The sequence below is a fragment of the Citrobacter sp. Awk 4 genome (genome assembly GCF_028069725.1).
In the GTDB taxonomy this organism is placed as follows: domain Bacteria; phylum Pseudomonadota; class Gammaproteobacteria; order Enterobacterales; family Enterobacteriaceae; genus Citrobacter_D.
Genome location: NZ_JANEWG010000008.1, coordinates 90,799 through 104,247 on the forward strand (window position 1 = coordinate 90,799; position 13,449 = coordinate 104,247).

The window sequence follows — 13,449 nt, forward strand, 5'->3', positions numbered from 1 at the left end:
AATTGCAAGCTTTCGTAACTCATGTCCGCTGTTGCGGTGACTTCGTGTTAATCTTAACGTTATTACGGTATTGGCACGTCAGAACAATTTTCTGAGAGGTGAATCCGTTGAGTATAATAGTCTTAGCGACGATTTCGACGACTCAAGAGAATAAATGACGTTTAAGCCATGAAACAAGCTAAAATCCTGCAAAAGACGAGTTTTTACGGGCGTATTTAAAAGTGAAAATCATAAGATATCTGGTACGGGAGACGCTCAAAAGCCAACTTGCGATCCTTTTCATCTTGCTTTTGATATTCTTTTGTCAAAAGTTAGTGAGGATCCTCGGTGCGGCGGTTGACGGTGATATTCCGGCAAATCTGGTGCTCTCGCTACTGGGGCTGGGCGTACCTGAAATGGCGCAGCTCATTCTGCCTCTCAGCCTGTTCCTCGGGCTGCTGATGACGCTGGGCAAACTGTATACTGAAAGTGAAATTACGGTCATGCACGCCTGCGGGCTGAGCAAAGCCGTTTTGGTAAAAGCCGCCATGGTACTGGCGTTGTTTACTGGTATTGTCGCTGCGGTCAACGTCATGTGGGCGGGACCTTTATCATCTAAACATCAGGATGAAGTGCTGGCGGAGGCGAAAGCCAACCCCGGTATGGCTGCGCTTGCGCAGGGGCAATTCCAGCAGGCAACCAATGGTAGCTCAGTCCTGTTTATCGAAAGTGTCGATGGTAGCGACTTCAAAGAGGTGTTTCTCGCGCAAATCCGCCCGAAAGGCAACGCTCGTCCTTCCGTGGTGGTGGCTGATTCTGGGCATTTGACGCAGCTGCGCGACGGTTCTCAGGTGGTCACCCTGAATCAGGGAACACGCTTCGAAGGGACCGCGTTGTTACGTGATTTCCGCATTACCGATTTCCAGAACTATCAGGCGATTATTGGGCATCAGGCGGTTGCGCTGGATCCCAATGATTCCGAGCAGATGGATATGCGCTCGCTGTGGTCGGCCAATACCGATCGTGCCCGGGCGGAACTGCACTGGCGCCTGACATTGGTATTTACCGTATTTATGATGGCGCTGATGGTGGTGCCGCTGAGCGTGGTGAACCCACGTCAGGGGCGTGTTCTGTCGATGCTCCCTGCGATGCTGCTGTATCTGTTGTTCTTCCTTGTGCAGACCTCTCTGAAATCCAATGGCGGTAAAGGCAAACTGGATCCGGCTCTCTGGATGTGGGTGGTAAACCTGTCATATCTGGCGTTAGCGATTGGCCTGAACTTGTGGGATACGGTGTCGGTACGCCGTCTGCGTGCCCGTTTTCTGCGTAGAGGAGCGGTGTAATGCAGCCATTTGGTGTACTTGACCGCTATATCGGTAAAACCATTTTCACCACCATCATGATGACGCTGTTCATGCTGGTGTCGCTCTCCGGCATCATCAAGTTCGTCGACCAGCTGAAAAAAGCCGGGCAGGGGAACTACGATGCGATGGGCGCAGGGATGTATACCCTGCTCAGCGCACCAAAAGATGTGCAGATTTTCTTCCCGATGGCGGCGCTGTTAGGCGCGTTGTTGGGGCTGGGGATGCTGGCGCAGCGCAGTGAACTGGTGGTGATGCAGGCTTCTGGTTTTACCCGCATGCAGGTGGCGCTGTCGGTCATGAAAACAGCCATTCCACTGGTGTTATTGACGATGGCAATTGGCGAGTGGGTTGCTCCGCAGGGCGAGCAGATGGCGCGTAACTATCGTGCTCAGCAAATGTATGGCGGCTCGCTGCTCTCTACCCAGCAAGGTTTGTGGGCAAAAGACGGCAACAATTTTGTGTATATCGAGCGAGTTAAGGGCGACACGGAGTTGGGCGGGATCAGTATCTACGGCTTCAACGAGCAGCGCCGTTTGCAGTCGGTGCGTTACGCCGCTTCTGCGAAATTCGATGCTGAGCACAAAGTATGGCGTCTGTCGCAGGTCGATGAGTCCAACCTGACCAATCCTAAGCAAGTCACCGGTTCGCAGACGGTGAGCGGTACCTGGAAAACCAACCTGACGCCGGACAAACTCGGCGTGGTCGCGTTAGATCCGGATGCGCTCTCCATTAGCGGTCTGCACAGCTACGTGAAGTATCTGAAATCGAGTGGTCAGGACGCCGGACGCTACCAGCTCAATATGTGGAGTAAAGTGTTCCAGCCGCTCTCTGTGGCCGTCATGATGCTGATGGCGCTGTCGTTCATTTTCGGCCCGCTGCGTAGCGTTCCGATGGGCGCGCGTGTTGTCACAGGTATCAGCTTTGGTTTTGTTTTCTACGTGCTTGACCAGATCTTTGGTCCGCTGACGCTGGTTTACGGCATTCCGCCGATTATTGGCGCACTGTTGCCGAGCGCCTCATTCTTCCTGATTAGCCTCTGGTTAATGCTGCGGAGATCATAATCCTGTTGCCCTCCCATGTCACGGGAGGGCACTTGTAGCACCTTAGCGTTTTCTCCCGCCCAGTAAGCTACCCAACATCCCACGTATAATTTGATTAGTGACTTGACGCGCCGCGCTTTTGGCAACACTCTGTACGACACCATCACGCTTACCGCCGCGCGGTCCGGTACTGCCAAACAAAATGTCTTTCAACCCGCCGAGAATACCATCGTCAACCGCGACCTCTTTGCCTTTCACGGTTGGATTGTTCTGCTGTTCAGTGCTGGCCTGCACACCCTTTTGCAGCCTCTCGTAAGCAGATTCGCTATCCACCTCTTCCTCGTATTTGCCGTACAGTGCCGAGTGATTAATCAACCCGTTACGTTCGTCGTCGGTGAGTGGACCCATACGCGAGCAGGGCGCAATGACCATTGCGCGTTCCACTACCGACGGACTGCCTTTTGCATCAAGAAACGAGATTAGCGCTTCACCGGTACCCAACTCCTGAATGGCTTTTTCAGTATCAAATGCCGGATTCGCCCGCATCGTCTGCGCTGCAGTTTTCACCGCTTTCTGATCCTTCGGCGTGAAAGCGCGCAGGGCATGCTGCACACGATTACCCAACTGCCCGAGCACGTTGTCGGGTATGTCGGACGGGTTTTGCGAGACGAACCAGACGCCGACGCCTTTTGAGCGGATAAGGCGGATAACCTGTTCGATTTTATCCAACAGCACCTGAGGCGCGTCGTTAAACAACAGATGCGCCTCGTCGAAGAAAAAGACCAGCTTCGGCTTTTCCAAATCGCCCGCTTCCGGCAGTTGTTCGTAAAGTTCGGAAAGCATCCAGAGCAGGCTGGCAGCATACAGTTTTGGCATCTGGTAAAGCTTTTCGGCGCTGAGGATGTTGATAATCCCTTTGCCGTTGGCATCGACGCGCATCCAGTCGGTGATCTCCAGCATGGGCTCGCCAAAGAAGTGGGTTGCGCCTTGTTGCTCGAGGGTCAGCAGTCCACGCTGGATTGCCCCTACCGATGCGCTACTGATATTGCCGTACTGATTCTGGAAGGATTTGGCGTTATCGCCAATGTATTGCGTTATGGCCCGCAGGTCTTTGAAATCCAGCAGTAAGAGCCCCTGGTCATCAGCAATACGAAAGATAATATCAAGTACACCGGACTGTACCTCGTTCAGATTCAGCAGACGCGCGAGCAGCAGCGGCCCGAGATCGGAGATAGTCGCCCGTACCGGATGACCTTTTTCGCCGAAAATATCCCATGCTACCACCGGATTGGCGTGTGGCTGCCAGTCGGTGATACCGATGTTGTTAAGCCGGGTAAGCAGTTTTTCCGAGGCTACCCCCTCTTCAGCAACCCCCGTCAGATCGCCTTTCACATCCGCCATAAACACCGGAACGCCGATTTCCGACAGCGACTCAGCCAGCTTTTGCAACGTGACCGTTTTACCGGTTCCCGTTGCACCGGTGATCAGCCCGTGACGATTGGCCATGCCTGGCAGTAAGAACAGCTCGGTTTCTGGCGTGCGGGCAATTAACAAGGGTGCGCTCATAAGGTTTCCTCCATTTATCCTGCCTGGAGTATAGGCAACCACCGGGCGTTCCACATCGCGAAATTCCTGACTTTGCGAAGCGGATTCCGAAGCGACAGGGATAAACGGGCGGCAACGCCACCCGGAGGCGGGGATCAGAAGTCGGCTTTCAGCACCACGCGGTAGCGCGCTTTGCCGTCGCGAACATGCTGGATGGCTTCGTTGATTTGCGACATTGGGAACAACTCTGTCGTCGGCGAGACCTTGCTGCGTCCGGCAAACTTCATCAGCTTGCGTAGTTCATAGGGCGTACCGGTGGCCGAACCGGAGATGCTGCGATCGCCAGCAATCAATGTAAACGCCGGAACCGGTATCGGCTTCATCACTGCGCCGACGGTGTGAAAATGGCCGCCATAGGCCAGCGCTTCGAAATAGGGCTGCCAGTCGAGATCGACATTAACGGTGTTGATGATGAGATCAAACTGTCCAGTCAGCGCATTTAACGCATCTGGATCGCGGCTGTTCACTACCTTATCGGCTCCCATTGCCAGCACTTCCTGCTGTTTCGACGGATTCGAACTGAATGCGGTGACTTCACAACCCATCGCATGCAGCAGCTTAATGGCGATGTGCCCAAGACCGCCGATGCCGATCACTCCCACGCGACTGGTCGCGGTAATGTGGTGCATCAGCAGAGGTTTAAAGACGGTGATACCGCCGCACAACAGAGGGCCAGCCGACTCAATATCAATGCTCTGTGGAAGCGGGATAACCCACTGCCAGTCTGCCCGCAGCTTCTCAGCAAAACCACCACGGTTAAGAATCGTGGGTACCGCTCCTTCCTGGCAGTTAATCTGGTTACCGCTGATACAGGCATCGCAATGCCCGCAACTGCGCGCCGTCCAGCCAACGCCAACGCGCTGCCCGACCTGCAACCCTTTTTCCTGAGCTGCGCTGCCGAGCGCCACCACGCGGCCAATCACTTCATGTCCGGCAACCAGCGGATACTGAGGGAATCCCCATTCGTTGTCGATCATGGAAAGATCGGAATGACAGATACCGCAGTAGTCGACCTGCACCTCAACATCTTCCGGCCTGAGTTCACCGGCATCATATTCATAAAGTTCGAGTTCGCTGCCCGCCTCTTTGGCGGCATAGCTTTTTATAATGGACATCGTGTTTCCCTCGGTGGGTGTTGAACTGGAAGTGTAGAGCATGGTCGGCAGGGGTGCTTCGCAGAAGGGGGGCGTAAGGCGTGAGAGGAGAGGGAGAAATGTGATGAATACGGCTTTTAATGCGTGTAATGCTGAAAATTTCGACACTTAGCGAAGGAGGCGCATGCTGCCGCTTGCATGGTGGCGCGCGACAGGTATAATCCACAACGTTTTCCGCATACCTCTTCAGTGCCGAAGTGGCGAAATCGGTAGACGCAGTTGATTCAAAATCAACCGTAGAAATACGTGCCGGTTCGAGTCCGGCCTTCGGCACCATCGGAACATCAATAGACGTCAACGGACGTCTTTTTTTGTGCCTGAAATCCAGTATCCGCAAGGCTTTCCTCGCTTTTTCACTCAACCTAAGTCAACCTGATTCAATCTACATCAACTTACTGATGCGGGTACAACTGCGGGTATATCCCGGTTCGATAATGTTTGTACCCACACAGGACCCTTGAAAGGATACTCATCATGGCTCTGAGTGATGTGAAGGTTCGTTCGGCTAAGCCTGAAGCAAAAGCCTACAAACTAACTGACGGTGAAGGCATGGTTTTGCTGGTTCACCCTAACGGTTCAAAATACTGGCGACTTCGTTATCGCTTTAGTGGTAAAGAGAAAATGCTGGCATTGGGAAAATATCCTGAAGTTTCGCTGGCGGATGCCAGGGCACGCCGGGATGAAGCCCGTAAGCTGTTAGCAAACAGCATCGATCCCAGTGAGAACAAGAAAGCCGTTAAGGTAGAGCAGGAGCAAGAGGCGATAACGTTTGAAGTGGTAGCCAGAGAGTGGCACGCCAGCAATCAGAAGTGGTCGGCATCGCATAGCGCTCGTGTATTGAAAAGCCTCGAAGATAATCTCTTTGCTGCCATCGGTAATCGGAATATTGCTGAATTGAAGACACGGGATCTGCTTGTACCCATCAAAGCCGTCGAGTCATCCGGGCGGCTCGAAGTTGCCGCCCGTTTACAGCAGCGTACTACCGCGATTATGAGGTTTGCTGTACAAAGTGGTTTAATCGATTACAACCCCGCACAAGAGATCGCTGGAGCGGTCGCCACAGCTAAACGGCAGCATCGTGCGGCTTTGGAGCTTAACCGTATACCTGAATTACTTCATCGCATTGATCATTATTCTGGAAGACTGTTAACCCGACTGGCGGTTGAACTCACTTTGTTGGTTTTCATCCGTTCAAGCGAGCTGCGTTTTGCTCGCTGGTCAGAAGTAGATTTTGATACTGCCATGTGGACGATTCCAGGTGAACGTGAACCGCTGGAAGGTGTTAAACATTCTCAGCGTGGTTCAAAGATGCGGACTCCTCATCTTGTTCCTTTGTCGCGGCAAGCCTTAGCTATTCTGGAAAAGATCAAAAGCATGAATGGGAACCGAGAGCTGATCTTCGTTGGCGATCACGATCCGCGTAAGCCTATGAGTGAGAACACGGTGAACAAGGCTTTGCGAGTTATGGGCTATGACACCAAAACGGAAGTCTGTGGGCATGGTTTCAGGACGATGGCCTGTAGTTCACTTATTGAATCAGGATTGTGGTCGAGGGATGCGGTAGAAAGGCAGATGAGCCATCAGGAGCGTAGCTCTGTACGTGCGGCCTACATCCATAAGGCGGAGCATTTGGGAGAGAGGAGGCTGATGCTGCAGTGGTGGGCTGATTATCTGGATGCAAACAAGTTAGCGACCATAAATCCGTTTGAATATGCGAAGCCAAACAATCCAATACAAAGAAGTAAGCATCGATAAAAAATCGTAATCAAGCAACCTAACAGAAAAATACAGCAAAAAGGGGTATCTGAAAGCATGATCATATAGATATCTTTTTTAATTTTGTGTTTAGTCAAACATCCAACTAACGCACTAGGGGAACGTTGTTAACCTGATGACGGCCAGTCGACTTAGAGAAGGCGAGTACATCCCGCCTTGATGATAAAATGGCGTTACCTCTTGTGCAACTCTGACCATGAAGGGATTGAGGAATGAATGCTTTTTTGCATGATTGTCTACAGCAAAAAAACGTCAAATTTGAATGTTTGGAGTTTGTTTATCTCACCTAAAGCACATAAACCCAGATTTGGGAGAGCAAACTGAAATGGATAAACATCAGCTCAGCGAGCGTGATATCTGCACGAAATTCATTACTCCAGCTATTCAACAGTCTGGATGGCAGCAGCATCAATTCCGTGAGGAGGTAATCCTTACTGATGGGCGAGTTATGGTTCGTGGAAAAATGGCGTCTCGAATCGTAAATCCTCAAGTTAGGGGGGGGCCTAAACGCGCCGATTATGTGCTCTATGCAAAGCCTAATGTTCCGATTGCAGTGGTAGAAGCAAAACAGGCAAAGTTTTCTGTTGGTCACGGAATGCAACAAGCTTTAGTTTATGCTGAGATGTTAGATGCCCCCTTTGCTATTAGTAGCAATGGTGCTGGATTCCTTCTTCACGATCGTACAGGACTTTCTCAGCCTGTCGAACGAAACCTTCAACTTAACCAATTTCCTACCTTAGCTGATTTATGGCCGTTGTATCAGCAATGGAAGGGATTAGTGGCGCCTGAAGTTGTCAAACTGATTGAACAACCGTTTTATACTGATGGTAGTGGACGAGAACCTCGTTACTATCAGCGAGTAGCTATTAACCGTTCCATTGAAGCCATAGCAACGGGGAAAGATCGAGTGTTGCTGGTCATGGCTACCGGCACTGGGAAAACTTACACTGCGTTTCAGATTATCTGGCGTTTGTGGAAGGTAAAATCCAAAAAACGCATTCTATTCTTGGCCGACCGCAACATCTTAGTCGATCAAACTATGCAGCAAGATTTTGCCCCTTTCGGTGAAGCCATGCACAAAGTCACCAACCGTGAAGTGAAAAAGAACTACGAAATATACCTCGCCCTTTATCAAGCAGTGACGGGGAAAGAGGAGTGGAAACAAATATATCGGCAATTCCCAGCGGATTTCTTTGACTTGGTGGTTATTGATGAATGCCATCGAGGAAGTGCAGCAGAAGACTCCGCATGGCGCGATATTCTCGAATATTTTAATAGTGCCACCCATCTTGGTCTGACAGCTACTCCGAAGGAGACAAAAGAAATAAGTAATATCAACTACTTCGGAGATCCAATTTATACCTATTCACTTAAACAGGGTATTGAAGACGGCTTTCTTGCCCCATATAAGGTAATCCGTATTGCAACAGATGTTGATGCTGTTGGTTACATACCGGAGAAGGGAAAAATCGATAAGCTTGGACAAGCGGTTGAGCAACGGCAATACAACACAAAAGACTTTGATCGCAATTTAGTTCTAGAGAATCGTACAATTCTAGTAGCCAAAAAGATATGGGAATATCTTCAGGCTACAGACCCGATGGCCAAAACCATTGTTTTTTGTGACGACCAAGATCACGCCGAAAGGATGCGCCAAGAATTAGTAAGACTTATCCCTGCTGCAGCGAACAATCGCCGTTACGTTATGCGCATTACCGGAGACGATAACGAAGGAAAAGCACAGCTCTCGTACTTCATCGACAATGATGAACCTTACCCAGTTATTGCCACTACTTCAAAGTTGCTGACTACTGGTGTGGATGCTAAAACCTGTAAGCTAATTGTTTTGGATCAAAACATTAACTCGATGACAGAGTTCAAACAGATCATTGGTCGTGGCACTCGCTTGCGTGAAGACTACCAAAAATTGTACTTCACCATCATGGATTTTAAAGGTGCAACACGACTGTTTGCTGATCCAGATTTTGATGGCGAACCTGTAATTATCTACGAACCCCGTCCAGATGAGCCCGTGTTACCACCAGATGTCATTTCACCTCTAGACGAACCTGAAACACCTCCCTATGATCTTGGCTACAGAGATGGTAAGACGGCTAGTAGTAGTTTTGCCCAAGTTAGGTATGTAATTGATGATGTCGATGTCCATTTAGCAGTAGAACGTTCACAGTATCTCGACGTTGACGGTAAGCTCATTACTGAAGACTTCCGTATGCTACTAAAAAAGGACATAAAGAAAGCTCTGCAAGAGGAATTCAGTGACCTGCACGATTTTCTGCGCCGCTGGAGTAAGGCAGAGCGTAAAGAAGCTGTGATAGAGGAATTATCCAAACGTGGCGTTCCGTTGGAAATACTGCAACAGTCTGTCGCTAATGGCAGCGAATTAGATGTTTTTGATTTAGTTGCTTACGTCGCTTTCGACCAAAAGCCGATAACACGTCGTGAACGAGCGAACAACGTGAAAAAACGCGACGTTTTCGGTAAGTACGGCGAACAGGCTAAGGCTGTGCTTGAGGCATTACTTGAAAAATTTGCAGATCATGGCGTGCAAGATATAGAAGATGCCAAAGTGCTGGAGTTGCCCCCTTTTGACCAATTTGGTAGCAAAACTCAAATCCGTCGGGGCATTTTTGGTAGCCTAGAGCAGTACGTTCAAGCAGTACAAGAGCTGGAACAAGCACTCTACGATATCTCCGAACAAAAACAGGCTTGATTAAGCAAGTCATCAATAAGCGAATAGTAAGATGAATCTAAGTAGTACAATCAAATCCATTCAAGACATTATGCGCAAGGACGACGGTGTAGATGGCGATGCGCAGCGTCTTGGGCAACTCACATGGATGTTGTTCCTCAAGGTGTTCGATCAGCGTGAGGAGGAGTGGGCGGATGATGATCCTGCTTATAAGTCACCTCTACCTGCGGAGTACCGCTGGCGTAACTGGGCTGCTTATGTAGGCGGTGCCGATGGGAAAAAGAAACCGCAAATTGTTGGTAGCGAATTGATTAGCTTCGTCAACAACGAGCTTTTCCCGGCCCTTAAAAACATTGATGCTAATAAAAGTCCTCAGCATAAAGTAATCCGCAGTGTTTTTGAGGATGCTAATAACTACATGAAATCCGGCCCACAGATGCTGGCCGTGATCGAGAAGCTCGAAGACGCCATAAACTTCCATGACTTTAAAACCCGCGCCAATATTGGGGATGTTTATGAACAATTACTCAATGATTTACGTGGTGCAGGTAATGCAGGAGAATTCTACACTCCACGAGCCATAACAGCCTTTATGGTTGATCGGGTAGCTCCTCGCTTGGACAAGCGTGAAATGGTAATGGACCCAGCATGTGGTACTGGTGGTTTCTTAACCGCAGCCATAGACCACTTCCGAAACCAGCTAACTACTCGATCAAGTAGTGAGGATAAGCGTGCCATCGAAGAGTTAATTCGGGGTATTGAAAAAAAACAACTGCCACACCTCCTTTGCACTACTAATATGTTGTTGCATGGTATTGATGTACCTAGTCAAATTGAGCATAAAAATACGTTAGGTATTGGTTGGAACGATTGGAGCGCCAGTCAGAAGGTTGATTGTATAATTACCAATCCGCCTTTTGGTGGCTATGAAGATGACGGTGTGGGTAGTGACTACCCCACGGACCTCAAAACCCGTGAGACCGCCGATATGTTCATGGCGCTGATTATTAAAAAGTTACTTAAGGAAAATGGTCGCGCTGCTGTAGTTCTTCCTGATGGTTTTTTGTTTGGTGACGGCATTAAAGGCACACTAAAAAAAATGCTGTTGCGTGACTGCAAACTACATACCATTGTCCGTTTGCCCAAAGGGGTGTTTGCACCTTATACCACTATCAAAACCAACTTACTTTTCTTTACCAAGGGCGTTACAGTTGCTGATGGTAGCGAGCACTTTCATACCGATACTATCTGGTTTTACGAACACCCGTACCCACCGGGGTACAAAAGTTACAGTAAAACCAAGCCAATTCGTTTAGAAGAATTTAAACCTGAACAAGAATGGTGGGGAAGCGAAGATAACGATTTTGCTGACCGAGTCGAAAACGAATTCGCTTGGAAAATAGATTTCAAGAGTAAGCGTGAGCAAGCAGAAGCAGCCGCAAAACCTCACTGGCAGCATGCCGAAGAACTGGGTAATCAGGCCAGTAGGTTGGATAACCGTATCCGCGATCTGCGGGAATCCATTAAAGGAATCAACGATAAGGCTCAGCGACAAATTGTTGAGGACGATATTGAAATTTTGCGCAACGAAAGCGAGGGCCTCCGCTTAAAAGCACGTGATGCCCAAGCGAGTGGTGATCGCCTCTATTGGCCAATTTTTAATCTTGATCTGAAAAATCCCAATGCTCCAGAGGAGGAAAACCTTGACCCTGACGAACTTTTGATTAAGTACAAAAAGCTGTTAGGCGAAATTGAAGAAACAGAAAATCAGCTTAAGAGTGAGCTAGCAGCAGCACTTGCTCACCACTTTTCTGATGAGAATGCCAAATGAATGCACAACAGTTTTTGGCTGAGTTTGGTCATATCGCTAATGCGCCAGAGGGCGTGGCACGATTGAGAGAGTTGATTTATCAATTTGCCGTAACTGGTAGACTGATTCCTCAGACAGAGAAAGATGGTAACGCAGATGTTGTTCTTGAAAATGTTGCTCGTATCCGCCAGCAGCGTATCAGCGAAAAGAAATATAAGCGCACTCTAAAATTGGAATCAGCTCCCCTTGTTCCTCCAACTATTCAGATTCCATCTAATTGGCGCTGGAGTAGATTGCTTGATCTTGGTGAAATCAACCCTCGTAATCAAGCTGAAGCCGCTTCTATGGCGACATTCGTTCCCATGGCGGGCGTGTCTGAAACACACTCGAAGAGAATTGTTGGGGAAGTAAAGCCTTGGTCTGAAATCAACAAAGGCTATACCCATTTCGCCAATGGCGACGTCTTACTCGCCAAAATCACGCCATGTTTTGAAAACGGTAAATCAGCTGTTGTTAGTGGCCTTAAATATGGGTTAGGTGCAGGTTCGACTGAATTCCATGTTTTTCGCCCAATTAGTGAATGTATAAATCCAAGTTACGTGTACCTGTTCATACGTTCGCCATTGTTTCGGGCAAAGGGCGAGGCCAGCATGACTGGTACCGCAGGGCAAAAACGCTTACCAACAGATTACTTCGCACTTTGCGCCATGCCATTGCCACCAACGACTGAACAAGCCCGCATTGTCGCCAAAGTCGATGAACTAATGGCCTTATGTGACAAGCTGGAAGCACAACAGCGAACTCGCCGTACTCTGCAAAATGCTCTTCGGCAGTCCACATTGCGAGCTGTTACCAGCGCGACTAGTCCACACGAACTACAAACCGCTTGGTCGCGCCTGGACAAAAACTTCGCGCGGATGTTTCATATGCCGGAGGATATCGTTGCATTTAAGGGGTTGATTCTCGACTTGGCTGTTTCCGGTGAATTGTTGAACATTGATCATAATAATGTTTCAACCGGTGCCGATTTGCTTGAAAGCATTGCGGCTAAACGTACCGAGTGGGCGAACTTGTCGGATGGGCAAGAGCAAAAAGAAGCTTTGGCAATGCTGAAAAAGTTGCGTATCCAGCGGATCTCCATACCTGAAGATGTCATACCGAAGCATTGGGAATGGGCATCCTTACTGCAGGTATCGCAGGCAGTGGTTGATTGCCACAACAAAACGGCACCATATGTCAGTGACGGCATTCACCTCATTCGCACAACTGACATACGCAATGGCATCATGGATCTGACCAAGACAAGAAAGATTTCTGTGGAAACCTATAATTACTGGTCAAGGCGGATGCCGCCCAAGAGTGGTGACATTTTTTTAACTCGAGAAGCTCCTATGGGAGAAGCCGCCATTGTGCCAGAAGGAGAGAAGGTTTGCCTCGGACAGCGTTCGATGCTAGTTCGCCTATATCATGATTTATTCAACAATCGTTTTCTGCTTTATGTCATGCAAAGCCCTAGTTTTCAATCTCGGATGATCGAATCAGCTATAGGCATGACCGTTAAGCATCTTCGGGTTGGAGGTGTTGAAGATTTGGTTGTCCCTGTTCCACCAAAGTCTGAACAAGACCGGATTGTTTCCATTATTGATGATTTTTTCCGTATATGTGACCGTTACGCGGATCAGCTTTCTCAGAAGCAATGCATAGCAGCCAATCTTGCTACAAGCGTTGTTTCCACCCTTACCGGCATTGCCGTCGAACAAGAAGAGGAACCTTTGAAAGCTCCAATAACTGAACTTTTAGCTCCTATACGCTTGAATACAACACCTGACGTCAAATCCCTGGCACCACTGGCCACCATACTTGCCCGCCACAATGGTGAGATGAGTGCAAAGGATTTATGGCAGCGTTTTGGAAGTGAAATCGATGTTTTCTATGCACAATTGAAATCTGAAGTAGCTCAAGGCTGGTTACAAGAGCCCAAGCCTGCTGAAATGTTGGAAAAATAGAAAAG

The 13,449-nt window shown here is 49.1% G+C and carries 9 protein-coding genes and 1 tRNA gene; 8 read left to right on the plus strand and 2 right to left on the minus strand.

Annotated features, from left to right (window positions below; all coding sequences use genetic code 11):
- The first annotated feature begins 107 nt into the window (after positions 1-107).
- From NNO04_RS05220 to lptG, 3 genes are all read left to right on the plus strand, one after another.
- Positions 108-158, plus strand: coding sequence for a hypothetical protein (locus tag NNO04_RS05220; RefSeq protein WP_223307023.1), 51 nt, complete (start codon positions 108-110; stop codon positions 156-158).
- Positions 159-221: 63 nt separating this feature from the next.
- Positions 222-1,322, plus strand: a complete 1,101-nt coding sequence (gene lptF, locus NNO04_RS05225) for an LPS export ABC transporter permease LptF (protein WP_271443771.1) — start codon at positions 222-224, stop codon at positions 1,320-1,322.
- Entirely contained in the window at positions 1,322-2,404 is a 1,083-nt protein-coding gene (gene lptG / locus NNO04_RS05230; RefSeq protein ID WP_271443772.1) for an LPS export ABC transporter permease LptG, read from the plus strand. The genes lptF and lptG overlap by 1 nt, the downstream gene beginning before the upstream one ends.
- A gap of 42 nt (positions 2,405-2,446) precedes the next feature.
- On the opposite strand, the gene NNO04_RS05235 is transcribed toward lptG, so the two are convergent.
- Together NNO04_RS05235 and ahr are read right to left on the minus strand one after the other, a co-directional pair.
- Positions 2,447-3,949, minus strand: a complete 1,503-nt coding sequence (locus NNO04_RS05235) for a helicase HerA-like C-terminal domain-containing protein (RefSeq protein ID WP_271443773.1) — start codon at positions 3,947-3,949, stop codon at positions 2,447-2,449.
- Positions 3,950-4,083: 134 nt separating this feature from the next.
- Entirely contained in the window at positions 4,084-5,103 is a 1,020-nt protein-coding gene (gene ahr / locus NNO04_RS05240; protein ID WP_271443774.1) for an NADPH-dependent aldehyde reductase Ahr, read from the minus strand.
- A 230-nt stretch (positions 5,104-5,333) separates the two neighbouring features.
- Here ahr and NNO04_RS05245 point away from each other — a divergent pair.
- The 5 genes from NNO04_RS05245 (at position 5,334) to NNO04_RS05265 (ending at position 13,444) form a co-directional block, all read left to right on the plus strand.
- Positions 5,334-5,418 (plus strand) — tRNA-Leu (locus NNO04_RS05245).
- Positions 5,419-5,616: 198 nt separating this feature from the next.
- The gene (locus NNO04_RS05250) at positions 5,617-6,897 is read left to right on the plus strand and encodes a tyrosine-type recombinase/integrase (protein ID WP_271443775.1); all 1,281 of its coding nucleotides are present in this window, start codon (positions 5,617-5,619) and stop codon (positions 6,895-6,897) included.
- Between the two features lie 346 nt (positions 6,898-7,243).
- Entirely contained in the window at positions 7,244-9,649 is a 2,406-nt protein-coding gene (hsdR, locus tag NNO04_RS05255) for an EcoAI/FtnUII family type I restriction enzme subunit R (protein WP_271443776.1), read from the plus strand.
- 31 nt (positions 9,650-9,680) lie between these two features.
- Positions 9,681-11,459 (plus strand): N-6 DNA methylase, encoded by a 1,779-nt coding sequence (locus NNO04_RS05260; RefSeq protein ID WP_271443777.1) that lies wholly within the window; start codon positions 9,681-9,683, stop codon positions 11,457-11,459.
- On the plus strand, positions 11,456-13,444 hold the full coding sequence (locus NNO04_RS05265) for a restriction endonuclease subunit S (RefSeq protein ID WP_271443778.1): 1,989 nt from the start codon (positions 11,456-11,458) through the stop codon (positions 13,442-13,444). The genes NNO04_RS05260 and NNO04_RS05265 overlap by 4 nt, the downstream gene beginning before the upstream one ends.
- Positions 13,445-13,449: the final 5 nt, after the last annotated feature.

What these genes read in the sequence shown, in the direction of transcription:
- lptG (WP_271443772.1), top strand. Translation starts at nt 1,322, where the DNA reads ATGCAGCCATTTGGTGTACTTGACCGCTATATCGGTAAAACCATTTTC.
- NNO04_RS05235 (WP_271443773.1), bottom strand. Translation starts at nt 3,949, where the DNA reads ATGAGCGCACCCTTGTTAATTGCCCGCACGCCAGAAACCGAGCTGTTC.
- ahr (WP_271443774.1), bottom strand. Translation starts at nt 5,103, where the DNA reads ATGTCCATTATAAAAAGCTATGCCGCCAAAGAGGCGGGCAGCGAACTC.
- NNO04_RS05250 (WP_271443775.1), top strand. Translation starts at nt 5,617, where the DNA reads ATGGCTCTGAGTGATGTGAAGGTTCGTTCGGCTAAGCCTGAAGCAAAA.
- hsdR (WP_271443776.1), top strand. Translation starts at nt 7,244, where the DNA reads ATGGATAAACATCAGCTCAGCGAGCGTGATATCTGCACGAAATTCATT.
- NNO04_RS05260 (WP_271443777.1), top strand. Translation starts at nt 9,681, where the DNA reads ATGAATCTAAGTAGTACAATCAAATCCATTCAAGACATTATGCGCAAG.
- NNO04_RS05265 (WP_271443778.1), top strand. Translation starts at nt 11,456, where the DNA reads ATGAATGCACAACAGTTTTTGGCTGAGTTTGGTCATATCGCTAATGCG.